Origin of the sequence: Uliginosibacterium sp. TH139, assembly GCF_002855595.1 — a bacterium.
Classification (GTDB): domain Bacteria; phylum Pseudomonadota; class Gammaproteobacteria; order Burkholderiales; family Rhodocyclaceae; genus Uliginosibacterium; species Uliginosibacterium aquaticum.
Map to the genome: position 1 here is coordinate 542,987 of NZ_PKRR01000001.1, position 18,898 is coordinate 561,884.

19 protein-coding genes are annotated in these 18,898 nt (G+C 63.1%); 7 read left to right on the plus strand and 12 right to left on the minus strand.

Features of this window, described 5'->3' with window-relative positions:
• Positions 1-13: 13 nt before the first annotated feature.
• Positions 14-1,438: a F0F1 ATP synthase subunit beta gene (gene atpD, locus C0V76_RS02515; RefSeq protein ID WP_101940764.1), complete on the plus strand. Its 1,425-nt coding sequence runs from the start codon at positions 14-16 to the stop codon at positions 1,436-1,438.
• A gap of 88 nt (positions 1,439-1,526) precedes the next feature.
• Complete coding sequence (locus C0V76_RS02520) at positions 1,527-1,952, plus strand: F0F1 ATP synthase subunit epsilon (protein ID WP_101940765.1); 426 nt, start codon at positions 1,527-1,529, stop codon at positions 1,950-1,952.
• Between the two features lie 53 nt (positions 1,953-2,005).
• On the opposite strand, the gene C0V76_RS02525 is transcribed toward C0V76_RS02520, so the two are convergent.
• From C0V76_RS02525 to C0V76_RS02540, 4 genes are all read right to left on the minus strand, one after another.
• Positions 2,006-2,590, minus strand: a complete 585-nt coding sequence (locus tag C0V76_RS02525) for an SCP2 domain-containing protein (protein ID WP_101940766.1) — start codon at positions 2,588-2,590, stop codon at positions 2,006-2,008.
• Between the two features lie 41 nt (positions 2,591-2,631).
• Positions 2,632-3,525, minus strand: coding sequence for a Tim44 domain-containing protein (locus C0V76_RS02530; RefSeq protein WP_101940767.1), 894 nt, complete (start codon positions 3,523-3,525; stop codon positions 2,632-2,634).
• Between the two features lie 89 nt (positions 3,526-3,614).
• Positions 3,615-4,352 (minus strand): bifunctional demethylmenaquinone methyltransferase/2-methoxy-6-polyprenyl-1,4-benzoquinol methylase UbiE, encoded by a 738-nt coding sequence (gene ubiE / locus C0V76_RS02535; protein WP_101940768.1) that lies wholly within the window; start codon positions 4,350-4,352, stop codon positions 3,615-3,617.
• A 10-nt stretch (positions 4,353-4,362) separates the two neighbouring features.
• The gene (locus tag C0V76_RS02540) at positions 4,363-4,797 is read right to left on the minus strand and encodes a gamma-butyrobetaine hydroxylase-like domain-containing protein (protein ID WP_101940769.1); all 435 of its coding nucleotides are present in this window, start codon (positions 4,795-4,797) and stop codon (positions 4,363-4,365) included.
• 172 nt (positions 4,798-4,969) lie between these two features.
• Between C0V76_RS02540 and phoB the strand changes: the two genes are divergently transcribed.
• Together phoB and phoR are read left to right on the plus strand one after the other, a co-directional pair.
• Positions 4,970-5,680: a phosphate regulon transcriptional regulator PhoB gene (gene phoB, locus C0V76_RS02545; RefSeq protein WP_101940770.1), complete on the plus strand. Its 711-nt coding sequence runs from the start codon at positions 4,970-4,972 to the stop codon at positions 5,678-5,680.
• 56 nt (positions 5,681-5,736) lie between these two features.
• On the plus strand, positions 5,737-7,014 hold the full coding sequence (gene phoR, locus C0V76_RS02550; protein ID WP_101940771.1) for a phosphate regulon sensor histidine kinase PhoR: 1,278 nt from the start codon (positions 5,737-5,739) through the stop codon (positions 7,012-7,014).
• On the opposite strand, the gene C0V76_RS02555 is transcribed toward phoR, so the two are convergent.
• From C0V76_RS02555 to C0V76_RS02575, 5 genes are all read right to left on the minus strand, one after another.
• Positions 6,965-8,623: a hypothetical protein gene (locus C0V76_RS02555; protein ID WP_101940772.1), complete on the minus strand. Its 1,659-nt coding sequence runs from the start codon at positions 8,621-8,623 to the stop codon at positions 6,965-6,967. The genes phoR and C0V76_RS02555 overlap by 50 nt on opposite strands.
• 300 nt (positions 8,624-8,923) lie before the next feature.
• The gene (locus C0V76_RS02560; protein ID WP_101940773.1) at positions 8,924-9,988 is read right to left on the minus strand and encodes a GTP-binding protein; all 1,065 of its coding nucleotides are present in this window, start codon (positions 9,986-9,988) and stop codon (positions 8,924-8,926) included.
• A complete protein-coding gene (locus C0V76_RS02565) occupies positions 9,978-10,760 on the minus strand; it encodes a ZIP family metal transporter (protein ID WP_101940774.1) in 783 nt (260 codons plus the stop codon). The genes C0V76_RS02560 and C0V76_RS02565 overlap by 11 nt, the downstream gene beginning before the upstream one ends.
• On the minus strand, positions 10,757-11,197 hold the full coding sequence (locus C0V76_RS02570; protein WP_101940775.1) for a Fur family transcriptional regulator: 441 nt from the start codon (positions 11,195-11,197) through the stop codon (positions 10,757-10,759). Before C0V76_RS02570 ends, C0V76_RS02565 begins: the two co-directional genes overlap by 4 nt.
• Positions 11,198-11,243: 46 nt before the next feature.
• Entirely contained in the window at positions 11,244-12,137 is an 894-nt protein-coding gene (locus C0V76_RS02575) for a LysR substrate-binding domain-containing protein (protein ID WP_101940776.1), read from the minus strand.
• Between the two features lie 100 nt (positions 12,138-12,237).
• Between C0V76_RS02575 and aroE the strand changes: the two genes are divergently transcribed.
• Both aroE and C0V76_RS02585 read left to right on the plus strand, forming a co-directional pair.
• Positions 12,238-13,062 carry a shikimate dehydrogenase gene (gene aroE, locus C0V76_RS02580; protein WP_101940777.1) on the plus strand — a complete coding sequence of 275 codons (825 nt, stop codon included), beginning with the start codon at positions 12,238-12,240 and terminating at the stop codon, positions 13,060-13,062.
• 92 nt (positions 13,063-13,154) lie between these two features.
• Positions 13,155-13,925: a sulfite exporter TauE/SafE family protein gene (locus C0V76_RS02585; protein WP_101940778.1), complete on the plus strand. Its 771-nt coding sequence runs from the start codon at positions 13,155-13,157 to the stop codon at positions 13,923-13,925.
• A gap of 66 nt (positions 13,926-13,991) precedes the next feature.
• Here the strand turns inward: C0V76_RS02585 and C0V76_RS02590 are convergent, their stop codons facing one another.
• From C0V76_RS02590 to mtgA, 3 genes are all read right to left on the minus strand, one after another.
• Positions 13,992-14,441, minus strand: coding sequence for a GNAT family N-acetyltransferase (locus tag C0V76_RS02590; RefSeq protein ID WP_101940779.1), 450 nt, complete (start codon positions 14,439-14,441; stop codon positions 13,992-13,994).
• Positions 14,442-14,513: 72 nt separating this feature from the next.
• On the minus strand, positions 14,514-15,854 hold the full coding sequence (gene corA, locus C0V76_RS02595) for a magnesium/cobalt transporter CorA (protein WP_173893962.1): 1,341 nt from the start codon (positions 15,852-15,854) through the stop codon (positions 14,514-14,516).
• An 81-nt stretch (positions 15,855-15,935) separates the two neighbouring features.
• Entirely contained in the window at positions 15,936-16,640 is a 705-nt protein-coding gene (gene mtgA / locus C0V76_RS02600; protein WP_101940780.1) for a monofunctional biosynthetic peptidoglycan transglycosylase, read from the minus strand.
• 214 nt (positions 16,641-16,854) lie between these two features.
• On the opposite strand from mtgA, the gene C0V76_RS02605 reads away from it, so the two are divergent.
• Positions 16,855-18,813 (plus strand): DUF4914 family protein, encoded by a 1,959-nt coding sequence (locus C0V76_RS02605; protein ID WP_101940781.1) that lies wholly within the window; start codon positions 16,855-16,857, stop codon positions 18,811-18,813.
• Positions 18,814-18,898 lie beyond the last annotated feature (85 nt).

Genomic DNA, 18,898 nt, shown 5'->3' on the forward strand with positions numbered 1-18,898 from the left:
TGAGGATATGACAATGAGTCAAGGATCCGTTGTTCAGTGTATCGGCGCCGTGGTGGACATCCAGTTCCCCCGCGAAGCCATGCCGCGCGTGTACGAAGCCCTGGTGCTCGACGCTGCTGAAGAAAACGCGCTGGTGGAGAAGGGTCTGACCTTCGAAGTCCAGCAGCAACTGGGTGACGGCATCGTCCGCACCATCGCCATGGGCTCTTCTGACGGCTTGCGCCGTGGCATGAAGGTCAATGCTTCCGGCAAGGGCATCACGGTGCCGGTCGGTCACGGCACCCTGGGCCGCATCATGGATGTGCTCGGTCGTCCGATCGACGAAGTGGGCCCGGTGGAGTGCGACGAGCGTCGCGAGATTCACCAGCCGGCGCCTAAGTTCGACGAGCTGTCGCCTTCCGTGGATCTGCTCGAAACCGGCATCAAGGTGATCGATCTGGTGTGTCCGTTCGCCAAGGGCGGCAAGGTTGGCCTGTTCGGCGGCGCCGGCGTGGGCAAGACGGTGAACATGCTGGAACTCATCAACAACATCGCCAAGCAGCACAGCGGTCTGTCGGTGTTTGCCGGTGTGGGTGAGCGTACCCGTGAAGGCAACGACTTCTACCACGAGATGGCTGAAGCCGGGGTCATCAAGCTCGACAACCTGAAGGAGTCCAAGGTTGCGATGGTGTTCGGTCAGATGAACGAACCCCCGGGCAACCGTCTGCGCGTCGCACTGTCCGGCCTGACCATGGCCGAGAAGTTCCGTGACGAAGGCCGCGACATTTTGTTCTTCGTGGACAACATCTACCGCTACACCCTGGCCGGTACCGAAGTGTCCGCACTGCTCGGCCGTATGCCTTCCGCCGTGGGCTATCAGCCGACGCTGGCTGAAGAAATGGGCAAGCTGCAGGAGCGCATCACCTCCACCAAGGTGGGCTCGATCACTTCGATCCAGGCCGTGTATGTGCCTGCCGATGACTTGACCGACCCGTCGCCTGCCACCACCTTCCTCCACCTCGACTCCACCGTTGTGCTGTCGCGTGATATCGCTGCCCTGGGTATCTACCCGGCGGTTGATCCGCTCGACTCCACCAGCCGCCAGCTTGATCCGCTGGTCGTTGGCGAAGAGCACTACAACGTGGCCCGTGGCGTGCAGCAAACCCTGCAACGCTACAAGGAACTGCGCGACATCATCGCGATTCTGGGCATGGACGAACTGGCTCCGGAAGACAAGCTGGCTGTGGGTCGTGCGCGCAAGATCCAGCGTTTCCTGTCGCAGCCCTTCCACGTGGCCGAAGTGTTTACCGGCTCGCCCGGCAAGTACGTCAGCCTGAAGGACACCATCAAGGGCTTCAAGGGCATCGTTAACGGTGATTACGACCACCTGCCGGAGCAGGCGTTCTACATGGTCGGCACCATCGACGAAGCCATCGAGAAGGCCAAGACGCTGCAATAAGGGATGGATAAGGGGGAGAGATAAGGGCTGGCTTGGCGCCTGACCTTATTCTTCCCTCTGACCCTTCCCCCTTCCCAAGGGGTAAAAAATGGCAATGACCGTACACGTCGATGTCGTCAGCGCGGAAGAGGAAATCTTCTCCGGGCTGGCCGAAATCGTCTCCCTGCCGGGCGAGTCGGGCGATCTGGGCATTCTGCCCGGGCATGCTCCGCTGCTAACCCGTATCCGTCCGGGTACGGTGCGCATCAAGCTCCCGAACAAGAGCGAAGAGGAAGTGATCTTCGTGGCGGGTGGCATGCTTGAAGTTCAGCCGAACCTGGTCACCGTGCTGGCGGATACCGCCATCCGTGGCAAGGATCTGGACGAAGCCAAGGCAATGGAAGCCAAGAAGCGTGCTGAAGAGCTGATGACGGCTCGCCAGGGCGAAGTCAATTACGCCGCTGCACAGGCCGAACTGGCCGAAGCGATTGCTCAGCTGGCTGCGATCGACAAGTTCCGTCATCGCACGCACTGAGCGCAGGCGGAACGCTGTAGCAGACAAAGGCACCTTCGGGTGCCTTTGTTGTTTCAGGAGAGGCGCTTTTCGAGTTTCTGCAGGCGAGTGAGCAGTTCTTCCAGCCTGCTGCTGAACGCGTTCATCTCGTGTTTGCCGATAAGTGGGGCGCCCGGCGCGCGCAAGGCGTCGAGTGCCGAGCCGGCGAGGCTCTGCCCGGCCTTCAGCGTGTGGCGGCTCAGGCTGGCAGCAGTCTGCCCGAGTCGATGTGCTGCGACGTCACCGATCAGCGGTGCGAAGTGCCCGGCCAGATCGGGGCGCAAATGTTGCAGCAGCAGACCCACGCTTTCTGCGAAGCGCGCGTTGCCCTCGATGTGCGCAGCCTGACGCAAGGCCTCCGGCCCATCGAAGAGTTGCGTCAGCGCATCGGCGGCAATGCTCAGGCTCAGATCCGCAGGCGCATCCTTGCTCGCGACATGCAGCATGCCGCTTTCCGTGACGGTGAAGCGTAGCGACAGGCCCCCGAGTTGCAGTGCCGCCGTCTGGCCGGCGTGTGGTCGCAGCAGGTCGGCAGCCCAGCGCTCGGCAGCTAACAAACGATTGATCAGGGATAGCGGCAGGGCGTCGAACATGGCGGTGACAGAAATGAAAACGGCCACCGGAGGATACCCCGGTGGCCGTCTGGATGGCGCGTTCTTGTTTAGCTGAGCTGCTGAATGCCGGAGAGGGTCCAGCCTCGATTGCCGTCGACTGGCTTGGCGAGATGCCAGATTTCATCGAAGGCTTGCGGGGCCGCCGCATCATCCTCACGTAGCGAGCCCGAGTAATGCACGCTGGCAATGTATTGGCTGTTTTCTTCCACCACCTCGAGCACTTCGGCGTTGAGAACGACGACATCGGTCTTCTGAGCCTTGCCACCGCGCTCGTCGATGCCCAGCTTGATCTCGGCGAAAATCTCTGGCGAGGTGAAATCGCGAATGTCAGCAAGGTTGCCGGCATCGTTGGCCGCTTGCAGACGGATGAAGTTCAGCTTGGCCTGACGTTCGAAGGCGGCCACATCAAAGCCTGCTGGGAAACGAGCTTCTGCAGCTTCAGGGCTCGCTCCAGCTGCGCCGCCAAAAGCGGCTTGAGGGGTGGCCTCACGTTGCATCGGGCTGACGTTGCCGGCGCCGGCAAAGGCCGGTTCAGCCTGCTGCTGGCGGGCGCCACCCATGAAGCGGCGCAGCAGGGCTACGACAACGACGACGGCGAGAATGGCGAGCAGGATGCCCGCGAACTCGGCCCCTACTCCCATATGCGAGAGAAGGGCGGCGAGGCCGATACCGGCGGCGAGTCCGGCGAGCGGGCCGGCCCATTTGCGCCAGCCGCTGGGCTGTGCGGCCGGAGCCGGCTGGTTGGCTGGACGCGCAGCTTGAGTGGGCGCAGCCTGCTGTTGCGGGGTGGCCGTGGGCGTCGCCTGACGCTGGGTGGGTGCCACCTGGCGCTGGATCCCGGTATTGCGGCCGCCGCCGAGACGCTTGGCTTCGGCCACTTCGATGCTCGCGCCGACAAGGGCTGAGACGAAGGCGATGGAAAGCATGAGGTTCTTGAACATGGGTTTTCTCTCTGCGAGCGAATGCGCGCAAGACGCGCGCTTCCACTTAGATGGAGTGCTTCCGGAAAGGTTTCAAGCCTTGCGCCAAATCAGAGCTTGTAACCACGATGCAGGGCGACGGCGCCAGCGGCCAGATTGAAAAACTCGACGCGCTGCAGGCCGGCACTTGTAAGCATTCCCGCCAGAGTGGGCTGGTCCGGATGCATGCGGATCGATTCAGCGAGGTACTTGTAGCTCGCAGCGTCGTTAGCAATCTTCTGGCCCAGCCAGGGCAGGACCTTGAAGGAATACACGTCGTAGGCCTTGGCCAGTGGCTTCCAGATCTGTGAGAACTCCAGCACCAGGAGGCGCCCGCCTGGCTTGAGCACGCGGCGCATTTCAGCCAGGGCTACATCCTTGTGGGTCATGTTGCGCAGGCCGAAGGCCACGGTGACGAGATCGAAGTGGTTGTCCGGGAAGGGCAGCTTCTCGGCATCACACTGGGCGACCGGCAGCAGGAATCCCTTGTCTGTCGTGCGGTCGCGCCCGACGCTGAGCATGGCGTGATTGATGTCGGTGAGCCAGACCTGACCGGTCTGGCCCGCTCGCCTGGCGAAGGCGAGTGACAGGTCCGCGGTGCCGCCCGCTACGTCCAGCACTTTTTCGCCCGGGCGTACGTTGGCGAGTTCAATGGTGAAGGCCTTCCACAGGCGGTGCATGCCGGCGGACATCAGATCGTTCATCACATCGTATTTCTGCGCGACGGAGGAGAACACGCCGCGCACGCGGCCGGCCTTCTCGCTCTCCGGAACCTGCTCGAAGCCGAAATGGGTGGTCTTGTCGTTCATGGCAGTAGTCTCAGTGCTTGCCGCAGGCTTTGGCCGGGGCGGCGGGGCGAAGATGATCGGGGACCGGTGCAGCCGGATCCCGGCTGGCTCCTGCGGCGGTGAGGCGGGCCAGATAGTCGGCCCACAGGCCTTCATGTCGGCTGGCCAGCTCGTGGAGGTAATCCCAGGAATACAGGCCGCTGTCGTGACCGTCGGAGAACACCAGCTTCACGGCGTAATTGCCGATCTGCTGGATGTCGATCAGCTCGACGTCCTGTTTGCCGAACTGCAGCACCTCCTGGCCGGCACCATGGCCGCGCACTTCGGCGGAGGGTGAATACACCCGCAGCAGCTCGTGACTCAGGGTGGCGCTGAGGCCATCCTCGAAGCTGATCTCGAGGGTACGGGCGCGCTGATGCAGGGTCAGCGCAGTGGGCAGAGGAGTGTCGGGGTTCAGGCCAGCCATGTGGAGATGCCGTAACAGCAGTGGATACAGCGATTATCCTTCAAAAGCCGTGGTCGGGCGCGCTTCGTCCGGCTGTTGGCAGATCCGCTTGTGTTGCACAATGCTTACCTGTCACAAAACAGTCATGCATTGGCAATAGACTGCAGGAATCGAACGCACGAAGGGGAGTGCCATGCCTGCGAACATCCTGCTTGTTGAAGACGAACCTGCGATCCAGGAACTGATTGCCGCCAACCTGACGCGCGCCGGCCATGCCGTGATGCGGGCCAGCGACGCCGAGACCGCTTCACGCATCGTGCGCGAAGCCCTGCCGGATCTGGTGTTGCTGGACTGGATGCTGCCCGGCATGAGCGGCGTGGAGTTTGCTCGTCGCCTGCGCAACGAGGAACGCACCCGCACGATCCCGATCATCATGCTGACCGCGCGCAGCGAAGAGCAGGACAAGGTCATGGGTTTGGAAATCGGAGCGGACGATTACGTGACCAAGCCTTTCTCGCCGCGCGAGCTGGTCGCCCGTATCAAGGCTGTGCTGCGCCGGCGGGCTCCGCAGGTAACTGAAGATGCCGTGGAGATCGGTGGCCTGCGCCTCGACCCGGCCACCCACCGCGTGACTGCTGGCGGTGAGCCGGCCAATCTCGGCCCGACTGAATTCCGCCTGCTGCATTTCCTCATGACTCACGCCGAGCGGGTACACTCGCGGGCACAGTTGCTTGATCAGGTGTGGGGTGATCATGTGTTCGTGGAAGAACGGACCGTGGATGTACATATCCGCCGCCTGCGCAGTGCCCTCGAAGCCAGCCGCCACGACCGCCTGATCCAGACCGTGCGTGGCAGTGGTTATCGTTTCTCGGCCGAGTTGCCTGCGACCGCAGACCAGGAGTAAAGAAGATTCTTGCCGGGCGTTACATCCTGCTGGCAGCGGGCGAAACGGTTCTCCTCGTGCTCGGGGCGGGCGGTCTGCTGTGGTTGTTCTTCGATCCGCTGACGGCCCTGCTGTTGCTGATCGGTCTGCTGTTGCTGATCCTGCTGCACCATCTGCGGCACATGGCCCGGCTGGTGAACTGGGCCCAGAAGCCGCTTGGTACGCCTACGCCAGTGGCCTTTGGCGTTTGGGACTACATCTTTGCCAGTCTGGCGCGGCGTGCGCGCAGCGAACGCGAGCAGCGCGAACGCCTGGCGCATAGCCTGGCGCGTTTTCGCGAGGCTAGCCAGGCCTTGCCGGATGGCGTGATTTATCTGAGCCGCCAGCACACCATCGAATGGATCAATGCCGCCGCCGCCGGCTATTTTGGACTCGATGGCGAACGCGACATGGGCCGTGCGATCACCACCCTGGTGCGCGAGCCGACTTTCGTGAATTACCTGCGCGCGCCGGCCGAGCTCACGCGTGAGCCACTGGTGCTGCACAGCAGTCGTCAGGAGGGGCTGACCCTTGCGGTGCAGGTGATTCCTTTCGGTGATGATCAGGAAATGGTGCTGGCGCGCGACATTACCCAGCTCGAACGCCTGGACACCATGCGCCGCGACTTCGTGGCCAATGTGTCGCATGAACTGAAGACCCCGCTCACCGTGGTCAATGGCTTCATCGAGACCATGCTGGATGCGGGCGAGGACATCACGCCCGGTGAATCCGAGCATTACCTCGGGCTAGCGCTGCAACAATCGCAGCGTATGCAGCGTCTGGTGGACGATCTGCTGCAGCTCTCCACCCTGCAGGCCAATCAGCTGACCAGCGTGGAAGATCCAGTAGATGCCGGCGCACTGGTGCGCAGCGTGCTCTACGAGACCGAACAGCTGTCAGCAGGAAAGCATGCCATCGTGCTGGATGCAGTAATGCCGGCAACCCTGCTGGGCTGCCAGAAGGAACTGCACAGCGCTTTCTCCAACCTTGCCAGCAATGCCGTGCGCTATACCCCGGAAGGCGGCACGATCCGCCTGAGCTGGCGCGTGGCGGCCGATGGCTGCGGGGAGTTTGCAGTGGCCGACAACGGCATTGGTATCGGCCCGGAGCATATCAGCCGCCTGACCGAGCGGTTTTACCGCGTGGATCATGGCCGCTCGCGTGAAACTGGTGGAACCGGCCTTGGTCTGGCCATCGTCAAGCATGTGCTGAACCGTCACCAGGGGCTGTTGCTGATCCGCAGCCAATCGGGTGAGGGGAGCTGTTTTACGGCGCGCTTTCCGGCGAAGCGACTGCGTCTTCCCGTACAAAGCTGACCCGGTCGAAATTCGCGCCACGCGCGATGAGCTTGATCATGCGTGCTACCCAAGGAGTTTCGGCGCGCACCTCGACGCGGCGATCCGACACATACCAGCCTGCCGGTACGATCAAGCTCGGTTCGGTCTTCAGCGCGGTGACGCCCGGGATCAGGAAACCTAGTTTGAAGCGTTCGCGCAGGGATTTGCGTTGCGGATCGATCAGGCGCACCGGTTGTACCGTGGGTGGCCCCGGCATCAGCGAGATGCCGCAGCACAGCGCGCCGTTCTGCAAGTATTGCAGCCAGCTGATCTCGGCCAGCAGGATCCGCTCTTGCGCGTTGGTGCGCACGCCGATCAGTTGGCGGTGATCAAGGCGTGATTCGCCCTGCGCCCGCATCAGTCGGAAGCCCGCCACGGACTGATCCAGCACATCCCATGGCTCCAGTACGTAGCCCAATTTCAGGGCATGTTCGGTGAGCTGGGCATCCGTCATTTCAGCCTGCTCGACGCGCTCGCCCAGCGCCAGCATGGCTTCGGTGCGGGTGAAGTCGTTGTAGTGGATCTGCTCGTCTTCGGGTTGCTCGAAGGCCTTGCCGGTAAGGAAATAGGCCACGCCGACTGGATCAGTACACACCTCGACTTGGCCATGGAGCAGCTTGCGCGGGAATTTGCGGCCGGAAGAAGCCAGCCCCCAGGGGCGGTAGAGCGATACGATGAGGCGGGCGCAGGCCGGCTGCACGCAGTCGTCACCAAGGCCCAGCGAAGCGGCTGAAACACCGCTCTTGAGCTGACTGACGACGGCCTGGATGTGGCTTGCGAGCTTGGTGGTGTCGAGGCTGCGGACGACTGCGGCGGGATCGACCGTGCCGGCCGGGCGCAGGCCGTGGTCACTGTCGGGTTCCAACAGGTAGAGGTTGGTGTTAGTGCCCACTCCGCCAGTGTGCAGAGTGCAGTAGGGCGCAAAGCGCTGGGCCCAGCGCACGACCCACAGGAACTCACGCGGGGTGCGACTGTAGGGGCTGGCCGCATCGGTCAGCAGCAAAGCAACATAGGCTTCGAGCGGACTCTGGGCGCCCCAGGTTTCGTTCAGTGCGTCCGGTACACGGGTGCTGGCCACGCCGCTGCGCTCTGCCGAGGCGAAGAGCTGGTGCAGATCCAGCCACAGGTTTTCCGGCATTTCCTGGCGGGCACGGAAGTACTCGGTCATGGCCAGGGCGTGATAACGGATGCGGCGCTGGGCGATCAGGGCGCGCTTGTCGTCCACACTGCCATCGCCGGCCAGTGTGCCGCGCTGGGCCACGAAGCCGTAGTTGGTGGCCATCAGCGACCATAGCCGTACGACCTGACGCAGCGTCTCCTCTTCGTGGCTGGAAGGGGGGAGCGGGCGTGAAGCGTAGCGTTTTGAAACCTCGCCGAGCACGTAATCGAGGGTCTGGCGGGCTTCTTCCAGTACCTGTAGTTGGGCCAGTGGGGGCGGGCTGGCTACTGCCATGCCCTCAAGCAACTGGATCAGGGTGCGGCCGGCCTCTTCCAGATCGGTGACGCTGATCCGCCGCAGCAGTGCCTGGCACTGGGCGGGCTGATTGAAGTCGATATTCGCCGGAGCCTTCAAGGGCATGAGGTTCATGCGCCGATTCCTGGTAATTGAACTGCCTGACGCCAGCCGGCAAAGCTGCTTGCCTGCCTCGCAACATCCGGGTTGAAGCCGCTGGCATTGCTGCCTCGGTTTACCCGCCCGTCTTAGTATGGTTGACGGCGCAAAGGGACGTAGATTGAGTCCTGATGCGCTGCCCGTAAGGGTGAGCCCTAATGGAATATAGACTCCCGTCGGACGCGTTCGGGCGGGGTTTGGCTGCAAGCGTGAAATGGATCACGCAATTACGCCTGTTGCATACCGGGGTGACGTGGCAGGGCGCCACGCAAACGTTTAGATAGAGGCGTCCGGCTGGGCTGAGCAGAAGGCGGAGAAGGCTTTCTCCAGCACGCTGCGGGGCAACTCGCGCACGATGAAGACAAGGCGGCTGCGCCGGTCTTCGTCCGGCCAGGCAGGCAGCTGGCTGTCTGGATAGCGCTCGTGCTGCACGGCATGGATGACTCGCGGGAGGTCTTCGCCCTCGACAGCCACGAGGCCCTTGATACGCAGGATGTGTTCGCCAACGACCGACTGGAGGGTATCCAGGGCGCGGGCGAAGTCCCCCCAGGCGAAGGGTTCGCTGAAATGCAGCACATGGGTGCTGATGGCTTCGTCGTGCAGTGCTGCGGCCGGAGCGGTCTGACCGAACACGCCGTGGCGGGCATTCAGGCGCTGCTGCTCGCGGATGGCGGATTCATTCAGCCAGTGGGCAACGTCCGGCATCTTGCCTTCCGGCGCATACAGGCTCATGCCTTCGAGCAGGCCTGACGGCAGTTTGCCGGGCTCGCCGTGCCACAGATCAGCCGCCGGATTGAGTTCGCGCACGCGTTCTTCGGCTTCGGCAATCATCAGGCTGTCCGCCAGATCGCACTTGGTGAGCACCACGCGGTCAGCCATCGCCACCTGCTTGACGGCTTCCGGGTGCTGGCCGAGTTGCCAGTGCACGTGGCGCACATCGACGGTGGTGATCACGCCTTCGAGGCGGAAGCGCTCGGCGAGGAAAAAGTCCTTGAGCAGGGTATGGATCACCGGAGCGGGGTCGGCCAGCCCGGTTGTCTCGATGACGACCCGGTCGAGCTGGCCGATTTCGCGCCTCAATCGGCGCATGAACAGGTCACGCAGGCTGCGCGACAGATCGCCGCGCACGGTGCAGCACAGGCAGCCGGATTCGAGCAGGGTGATGTCTTCGGAAACCTGCTCGACCAGCAGGTGATCCAGCCCCACCGCGCCGACCTCGTTGATCAGCACCGCCGCGCCGGCCATCTCCGGTGCCCGCAGCAGGGAGTTGAGCAGGGATGTCTTGCCGCTTCCCAGAAAGCCGGTCAGCAGAACGACCGGGATGCGTTTGTCAGTGGCCATGGCCCAGCGAACCGAGGGCAATCACGGCGATGCCGGCGAGCAGGGCCACGGTTTGCCAGATCGAGGTGTGGCGATGCGGTTCATGGCGCAGCATCGGCAACAGATCGGAGATCGCGATGTAGAGGAAGCTGGCTGCGGCGACGGTGAGGATGTAGGGCAGCAGGCCTTCCATGCCGGAGAGCGCGAAGTAGCCGAGCAGGCCACCGGCAATCGAGGCGAGGCTGGAGACGCCGTTCCACAGCAGGGCGCGCCGGGTGCTCATACCGGCGGCACGCAGGATGGCAAAGTCACCGGCTTCCTGCGGCACTTCGTGAGCGATCACGGCGAAGGCGGTGCTCCAGCCGAGCACCGGGTCGGTCAGGAAGGCCGCCGCGAGCAGTACGCCGTCGACCAGATTGTGAAAGCCATCGCCGATCAGCACCGAAACCACGGTGTGGCTACCCACCGCGTGATGATGGTGGCCGTGGTTGGGGCAGTGGTGGTCATGACCTTCTTCGTCCACATGCGCATGGCGCCACAGGGCGATGCGTTCAAGCCCGTAGAAGCCCAGCAGGCCAGCGAGCAGGGTGACGAACAGGGCGTGTGCTTCGACACCGGACTCGAAAGCCTCCGGCAACACATCAAGCAGCGCCACGGCCAGCAGTACGCCGGTGGCAAAGCCAACCAGGCGCGGTAGCCAGCGTTGCGGGAAGCCGGCGATCAGCAGACCGGCCGCGATGACGCTGAGGAGGCCACCGGCAAGGGTGGCGGCAAGGATGGAGAGCAGGGTCATGTGGATTCTTTTTCGTCACAGCGGGCACATTGCCCGGTGATGCAGTACTCGACGGCGCGGCCGGCAAAACCGGCAGGCAGTGTCGGTTGCGGGGCGGGGATGTCAGCCAGGCAGAAAACCTTGCCGCAGCAGTCGCAGCGAAAATGGGCGTGCTCGCCGTGGGCGGCGGCATCCGGCGCGGCCAGACTGAAACGGAAGACCCGCTCGACATCGGTGATGCGATGGGCGAGGCCGGCTTCCACAGCCCAGTCGAGCACACGGTAGAGCGTGACGCGATCGAAGCCGGCGCCCAGCGCTTCTTCGATCTCGCGGTGACTCAGGGCGCGCTCGGCTGCTTCGAGCAGCTTCAGGACGGCGATGCGCGCCGGCGTCGCACGCGCACCGAGGGCGTGGATGCGCTCGATCTGGCTGGAATTGGCGGTGACTTGGGCAGGCATGGGGCGGATTGGAACATGTGTGCCGGTCAGATGCAACCCCGTTGCATCAGTCGACGCGAGCCGGAAGCAAGCCGTTCATGAAACCTTGTACGCGTGGTGATGCCTCTTCGGTCCGGGTTGCCAGGGCCATGCACACTTCTGCGCCAGGGTCAGCCAGTGGAATGAATCGCACTCCCTCCACGCGGATCAGGGCCAGCGGTTCGGCCAGTACCGCCACCCCTATACCGGCTGCAACGAGGCCGATCTGGGTCTGTGCTTCACGCGCTTCCTGGGTGATGTGCGGCTCGAAGCCCGCGTTGCGGCAGAGCGCCTGCAGGTAGTCCACCAGACTGGCACCGGCACCGGCCGGGTAGCCGATGAAGGCTTCGTTGCGGCACTCGGCGAGATGGATCCGTGGCTGCGAGGCGAGCGGATGATCGTCCGGCAGGATCAGGCACAGCCGGTCGCGGCGCAGCAGCTGCAGACGCAGGCCGGCCGGTGCTGCAGGTTCGTTGTAGCGTACGAAGCCCACATCCAGCTCACCCGCGATCAGGGCGGCGAACTGGGCGTGGGTATACATTTCGGAGAGGCGCAGGCTCACGCCCGGGTAGCGTTGGCGATAGGTCTTCAGGGCACTGCGCAGCTCCGGAATCAGCAGGCCGCTGGAGGTGAAGGCAATGCGCAATTCACCGCTTTCGCCGCGTGCGATGCGCTGCAATTCGGCCGCCACGTCCGTGCTGGCGGCGAGGATGGTGCGCGCCCGCTCGAGCAGATGCCGACCAGCCTCGGTCAGTTGCACGCTGCGTCGGGTGCGATGAAACAGGCTCACGCCCAGCTCCGCCTCAAGGGTCTGGATCTGCTGCGACAGGGGCGGCTGGCCAATGTGCAGGCGGGCCGCGGCTCGCGTGAAATGCAGCTCCTCGGCAACGGCCACGAAGTAGCGCAGGTGGCGCAGCTCCATTCATATCTCCAGGCGATCAATTCATCCTGAAATATATATTGGACAGCTGGTTAGCCCAAACCTAAGATCCGCCATCCCCGAACATTGCAGGAGTCGCTCCATGACTGATCGCTACGCCATCATCGGCAACCCCATCGCCCAGGCCAAGTCGCCGGCCCTGCAGACCGCCTTTGCACAGCAGTGCGGGCAGGATATGGCGTACGGCGCGATTCTTGGTGAGCTGGATGGCTTCGTGGCTGGCGTACGCGAATTCCAGAAGAGCGGCGGCAAAGGCATGAACATCACCATGCCCTTCAAGCTCGAAGCCTTCGAACTGGCGGATGAACTGACCCCGCGTGGCCGCGCGGCCGGCGCCATCAACATGTTCACGCTGCGGGACGACGGCACGATCCTCGGCGACAACACCGATGGCTTCGGCATCATGCGCGACATTACCCACAACCTCGGCCGCTCGCTCAAGGGGGTACGCGTGCTGCTGCTCGGCGCCGGTGGCGCGGTGCGCGGCACCCTGCTGCCGCTGTTTGACGAGCAGCCGGCCGAGATCTTCATCGCCAACCGCACCGCCAGCAAGGCCGTCGAACTGGCTGCCGAGTTTGGCCGTGAGGCCGGCAGCATCCAGCTCGCAGGGGGAGGGTTTGCCGATATCAGCGGCCGCTTCGACGTGATCATCAACGGCTCGGCCTCTTCCATGACCAACGACGTGCCGCCCCTGCCGGCCGGCGTGTGGGACAAGGAGTCGCTCGCCTACGACATGGCCTACAAGAAAGAGCCGACCGCTTTCGTGCTCGCCGCGCGGGCTGCCGGCGTGGGGCAGACGGCCGATGGCCTGGGCATGGTGGTGGAGCAGGGCGCCGAGTGCTTCTTCTTGTGGCGCGGCCAGCGCCCGGATACCGCGCCCGTGATCGCGGCCTTGCGGAACGCCTGATGTTTGTAGGTGCGGCTTCAGCCGCACGCCACCTGTGAATGGCGGACTGAAGTTCGCCCTACACCACCACCCCACTCCCCACTTCCCGCACAGTGACCCACGAACTCCTGATCCTGCTGCCCATTTCCTTCATCACCGGGGCCATCAATGCGGCTATCGGTGGCGGTGGCCTGATCGGGATTCCCGCTTTCTACAGCGTGCTGACGAGCTTCTCACCGGCCCAGATCATGGGCGTGGACAAGTTCTCCTCGGTGATGGGCCATGCCATGTCGATCCGCCAGTACGCGGCGAAGATGGACCTGCCCTGGCGCCTGATGCTGCCCACCGTGATCACCGCCTTTGCCGGCTCCTATCTCGGTGTGCGCATGCTGGACCTGATGCCCAGTCAGTGGATGCGGCCGGTGATCATCGTGGTGCTGGCCATCATGCTGGTCTACACCTGGTTCCGGCCACAGCTGGGGCATCTGGATACCAGCCGCACCCCGACCCGCGCCGACCTGATCAAGGGTGCTGCACTGGGCCTGGCGCTGGGCTTCTACGATGGCTTCATCGGCCCCGGTACTGGCAGCTTCCTGCTGTTCCTGTTCGTGCGCTTCTTCCACTTTGATTTCCTGCGCGCCACGGCCTGCGCCAAGGTCGTGAACTTCGGTACCAATGCCGCCACCCTGGTGTTCCTGGTGCCGGCGGGCATGGTGGCCTATGAGCTGGCCGTGCCGCTGGGAGTGGCCGCGATCTGCGGTTCGGTGGTCGGTTCGCGCCTGGCCATGCGCGGCGGGAATCAATGGATCAGGCGCTTGTTTCTGATCCTGGCGGTGAGCCTTCTGGCCAAGCTGGCCTGGGAGACCTTGCGCGGGTGGATGTGAGTTCTACGCCAAGCGCATTCAGTGACACAGAAAACGCCTGTGCGGGCGCAATGGCAATGCTCGAATTTATGATGCGTCGGACACTTCGTGCCTGAGTTTCACGAGGCACTCGTCCTGAGTAACGATCTTGAAGCCTGAGCGCAGGTACAGATCTATGGCCGGGTTCGTTCTGAATGCGCACATCCTGATGCTCGCTTTCTTGCGCTGCTCCGCAATCTCCCGGATGAAAGCCAGGGCGGCTGAGCCGACGCCCCTGTTTCTGAAGCCTGGCTCAACGTGGAGGTCGAAAACGAAGATGTGGTCTTCTTCCTGCGCAATTCGCAGTACGCCAACCGTGTTCTCCTTGAGCAGAATCTTGTAGTTTTCCGTGGTGCGAAAACCTTCAACGAACAGCTCCGGCTTCCATTCCATGTGATGGACGGTGAAATAAGCCGCCATACCTGCTTTTGCGAGGCCGGCAAAAACAGGCAAATCCACTTCACCAGCCGCTTGGAACAAGAGCTTTCCATCAAGCATCACGCGCCCTGGCCTGAACGTTGAACACCGAAATTTCGAGATTGATCCGCGCAGTAGGCTGATGCGGAGTTTTCAGCGCAACCAGCCCTTTTTGTTGAAGTACCAGAAGGGGACGAGCACCGAGAACAGCATCAGGAGCAGGGCGAAGGCGTAGCCGTGGCTCCACTCCAGCTCGGGCATGTACTTGAAGTTCATGCCGTAGAGGCTGGCGATCAGGGTTGGTGGCAGCATGGCCACGCTGGCCACCGAGAAGATCTTGATGATCTTGTTCTGGTTGATGTTGATGAAGCCGACCGTGGCATCCATCAGGAAGTTGATCTTGTCGAACAGAAAGGCGGTGTGGCCGTCCAGCGACTCGATGTCGCGCAGGATCTGGCGTGCATCTTCCTGCTGGTCCTTGGATAGGAACTTGCCGCGGATCAGGAAGGACAGGGCCCGGCGCGTGTCCATCACGTTGCGTCGGATGCGGCCGTTGAGATCTTCCTCGGCGGCAATCGCGGCGAGGATCTTGGCGGCCTGGGTGTCGGTCATCTCGGTGCTGAGCACCTGCTTGCCGACGGCCTCGAGCGAGGCATACACATCTTCGAGGGTGTCGGCGGAGTACTCCACATCGGCGGCGTAGAGGTCGAGCAGCACGTCCTTGCCGTCGGACACATAGCCCGGCTGGATACGTGCACGCAGGCGCTGCAGGCGGAACACCGGCAGCTCTTCGTTGCGGATCGAAAACAGGATGCCGTGATGGAGCACGAAGGCCACCGCCACGTTGCGCGATTCATCGGCCTTGTCGAGCAGGAAGTCCGAGTGCAGATGGATCTGCTCGCTCTCATCCTCGATGTAGAAGCGCGCCGATTCTTCAAGGTCGGTGAGGTCTTCCGGATCCGGCAGGGAGAGGCCGAACACCTGCTTTACCCACTCCAGCTCTTCCTTGTCCGGCGCGATCAGGTCCACCCAGATCGGCTTGGCGGCAGCCAGCGCGGCGCGCGTCTCGATGTTGATCTGACGCAGGCGCCCGTTGTGCAGCTCGAAGGCGTTGAGCATCAGCGGCTTGCGCTCGGGCTGCTCGGGTTCCGAGGTGAGGGTGTCGCGGAAATCGTCCGACGAGAGTTCGTCGAGAATTTCTTCCCCGCGCGCGGCCTTGACCAGCTCCCACACCACCACGCTCTCGTTGTGCGGCAGGGCTTCGAGGATGCGGGCGATCTCGGCGGCGTCGAGGGTGTCGAGTTTTTTCTGCAGCTCGACCAGATTCTGGCGGTGCACGAGGCCGTCCACCAGGTCGTGGCGGGGCATCTCCTGGCGCCTGACCAGGTCCTCAACCAGGCGATGACGGCCGAGCAGGCCCTGCACTTCCAGCAGATGCTGCTGAAAGAGCTCGTTGTCGTCGATTTCAGGCTGGAGGTCTTCGTTGTCAGTCATGGCGAGGCCTCGTTGGAAAGGCGGAATTCTACGCGTGAATGTCGCGATGCAGCAGTTTCCTGGCGGCCTTTGCCAGGCCGCTCAGGGAACTTCGGAGCCCGCCATGCGTGCTTGCACGCGCGCTGCGTGGGCGGCCAGGCGCGGCGAGTAGTTCTTTTCGTATTTGCGCGGGTTGGGCAGCATCACGGCAAGGCGTGCGGCCTGGGCCGGCGCGAGCTGGCCCGCACCGGTGCCGAAGTAGCGGCGTGCAGCCGCTTCTGCGCCGAAGATGCCATTGCCCCATTCCACCGAGTTCAGATAGACCTCGAGGATCCGGCGCTTGTCCCACAAGGCTTCGATCATCAGTGTGGCCGGTACTTCCAGCGCCTTGCGCGAATACTTCTCGAAGCGCGTGCTGCCGGACCACAGAAACAGGTTCTTGGCCAGCTGCTGGCTGATGGTGGAGCCCCCCGCCACCACCCGGCCTTTCTTGTCATTCTTTTCTAGCGCTTTCTGGATACCTTCCAGATCGAAGCCATCGTGATCCACGAAAGTGTCGTCTTCGGCTGCGACCACGGCTCGTTTCAGATGGATCGAAATTTTTCCGTAAGGCACCCACTGGTGCTTGAGGCGGGCCGCCGGATCCTTCACCTGCAGCTCGGCCAGGCGAATCAGCATGAAGCTGGTATAGCCCGGATCGACCCACTTCCACCACAGAACCCAGCCCAGCAACCACAGGTGCCAGACCAAGAGGAGCAGCAGGGTTGCCAGCAAGAGGCGGCGCACCCAAAGGAGGAGAAGTTTCATAAGGGCCCGAACAGCGGAAGGCAAGCAGAGGAAAAGCGGCGCCAAGCATTGCAGAGCGGGCGCCTTGAGGCAAGCGTCGGAGCGCTTGCACGGCCCTCGCGCTCTACCCGGGTCAGGTCAACAACTCGCTTGGGAGTCCCTGTATCCTTCGGGGTTTCCCTTAGTGGTAGCGCTGTTCCGGCTGCCGCCTCTCAACGCCAGGCCCTTACCGACCATGACGCAAACAATCAAACCCATCGATTTCAAGAACGACTGGCCCAAGCTGGGCTTGCCGGCGCACGTCATCGAAGTGCTCAGTGCCGCTCCGGCCATCTACGTGGCCGAATGTCGCGAAGATCTGCTCAATTGGGCGCTGAACCGCAAGCCGGGTGAGACGGACTGGCGCCACGCTAACCGTGAAGACAAGGGCGAGGTCGAGGTCGGTTTCGACGTGCCGGGCAAGGGCTATGTGGCGGAGGCCACCGTTACCAAGGCGCGCAACGGCATCTGCATCAACTTCATCGATCCCAAGATGCGCCGCCGCGATCCGGATGCGATGGTCATCGGCGACAAGCTGCCGACCGACAAGCCGACCTATCAGGAGCGTTTCGGCGAGAGCTTCGACAAGATGCGCCAGAAGACGCTCGACTGGCTCAAGACCCAGGAACTGATCGTCGTTCCGTTTTACGCCGGCCCCGATGAACTGGGCTATGGCGCGCTGGCTATCGTGCCCAAGGGCGCGGCTTTCTTTGCCGGCGCCCTGGCTGACCTGCAGGGCATGATCCCGAACAGCCAGGTGCCGTCCAACTTCAAGCTTGCCGGTGGCGCGATCTTCATCGCTCCGCCCTTCCGCCATACCCATTTCGATGGCAAGCAGGTGGTGGTGCACGCACGCTCCGAGACGCATCAGGAAATCTTCGCCTACAACCTCTATCCCGGTCCTTCGGCCAAGAAGGGCGTGTACTCGCTGCTGCTGGACATTGGTGAGCGCGAAGGCTGGACCACCAACCACTGCGCCGCGGTGGGCGTGGTTACCCCCTACGACAACCAGACCATCATCATGCACGAAGGCGCCTCGGGCGGCGGCAAGAGCGAGATGACCGAGCATGTGCACCGCATGGAAGACGGCCGCCTGCTGCTGGGCAAGAACGTCGTGACCGGTGAGCAGCGCACCCTGAACCTGCCGGAAGCCTGCCATCTGAACCCGATGGCCGACGACATGGCCTGTGCTCACCCGCACTACAACGAAGGCCAGACCAAGCTCAACATCAAGGATGCGGAAGCCGGCTGGTTCGTGCGCGTCGATCACATCAAGGGCTACGGCACCGATCCGCACCTTGAGCGTCTGGTGATGCACCCCGAGCGTCCGCTGATCTTCCTGAACCACTACATCGTGCCCGGCGGCCAGGCGCTTTTGTGGGAACACATTGAAGACTCTCCGGGCAAGCCCTGCCCGAACCCGCGCCTGATCATTCCGCGCGATATGGTGCATGACGTGCAGGAAGGGCCGGTAGCGGTGAACATCCGCTCCTTTGGTGTGCGTTGCCCGCCCACCCACAAAGATAGTCAGCTCTACGGCATCCTCGGCATGCTCCACGTGCTGAGCCCGGCACTGGCCTGGCTGTGGCGTCTGGCTGCGCCGCGCGGCCACGCCAACCCGTCGATCCAGGATTCGGCGGCTGGTGGAATGCAGTGCGAAGGCGTGGGCTCCTACTGGGCCTTCTGTACCGGTCGCCGTGTCGATCAGGCCAACCTGCTGCTGCGCCAGATCGTCGCCAATACTGAAACCCGCCATGTGCTGATCCCGAACCAGAACATCGGCGCCTGGCACGTGGGCTTCATGTCCGAGTGGATCGTGCGCGAATACCTGGCCCGCCGTGGCTCGGCGCGTTTCCACCGCGAAGAGCTGGTCGAGTCGCCGTGTTCGCTGTTGGGCTATGTGCCGCGTCAGGTGAAGGTTGAAGGCTCGATGATCCCACCGGTGCTGCTGCATGTGCAGACCCAGCTGGAAGGTGGCCCAGAAGTGTTTGAACATGGCGCGCAGATGTGGCGCGAGTTCTTCAAGCGCGAGCTGACCCCCTTCCTTACGCCGGATCTGGACCCGCTGGGCCGCAAGATTATCCAGGCCTGTCTGGACGATGCTTCGCAAGAGGATTACTGGAAGCTGATTCCGCACCAGATGTTCAAGGGCTGATCGGCCCCGAAAAACCGGAACGCCGCTTGTAACCGTCCCGGTTTAAAATGGCGTCATTCAAACAGCCGGCTTTGCCGGCTGTTTC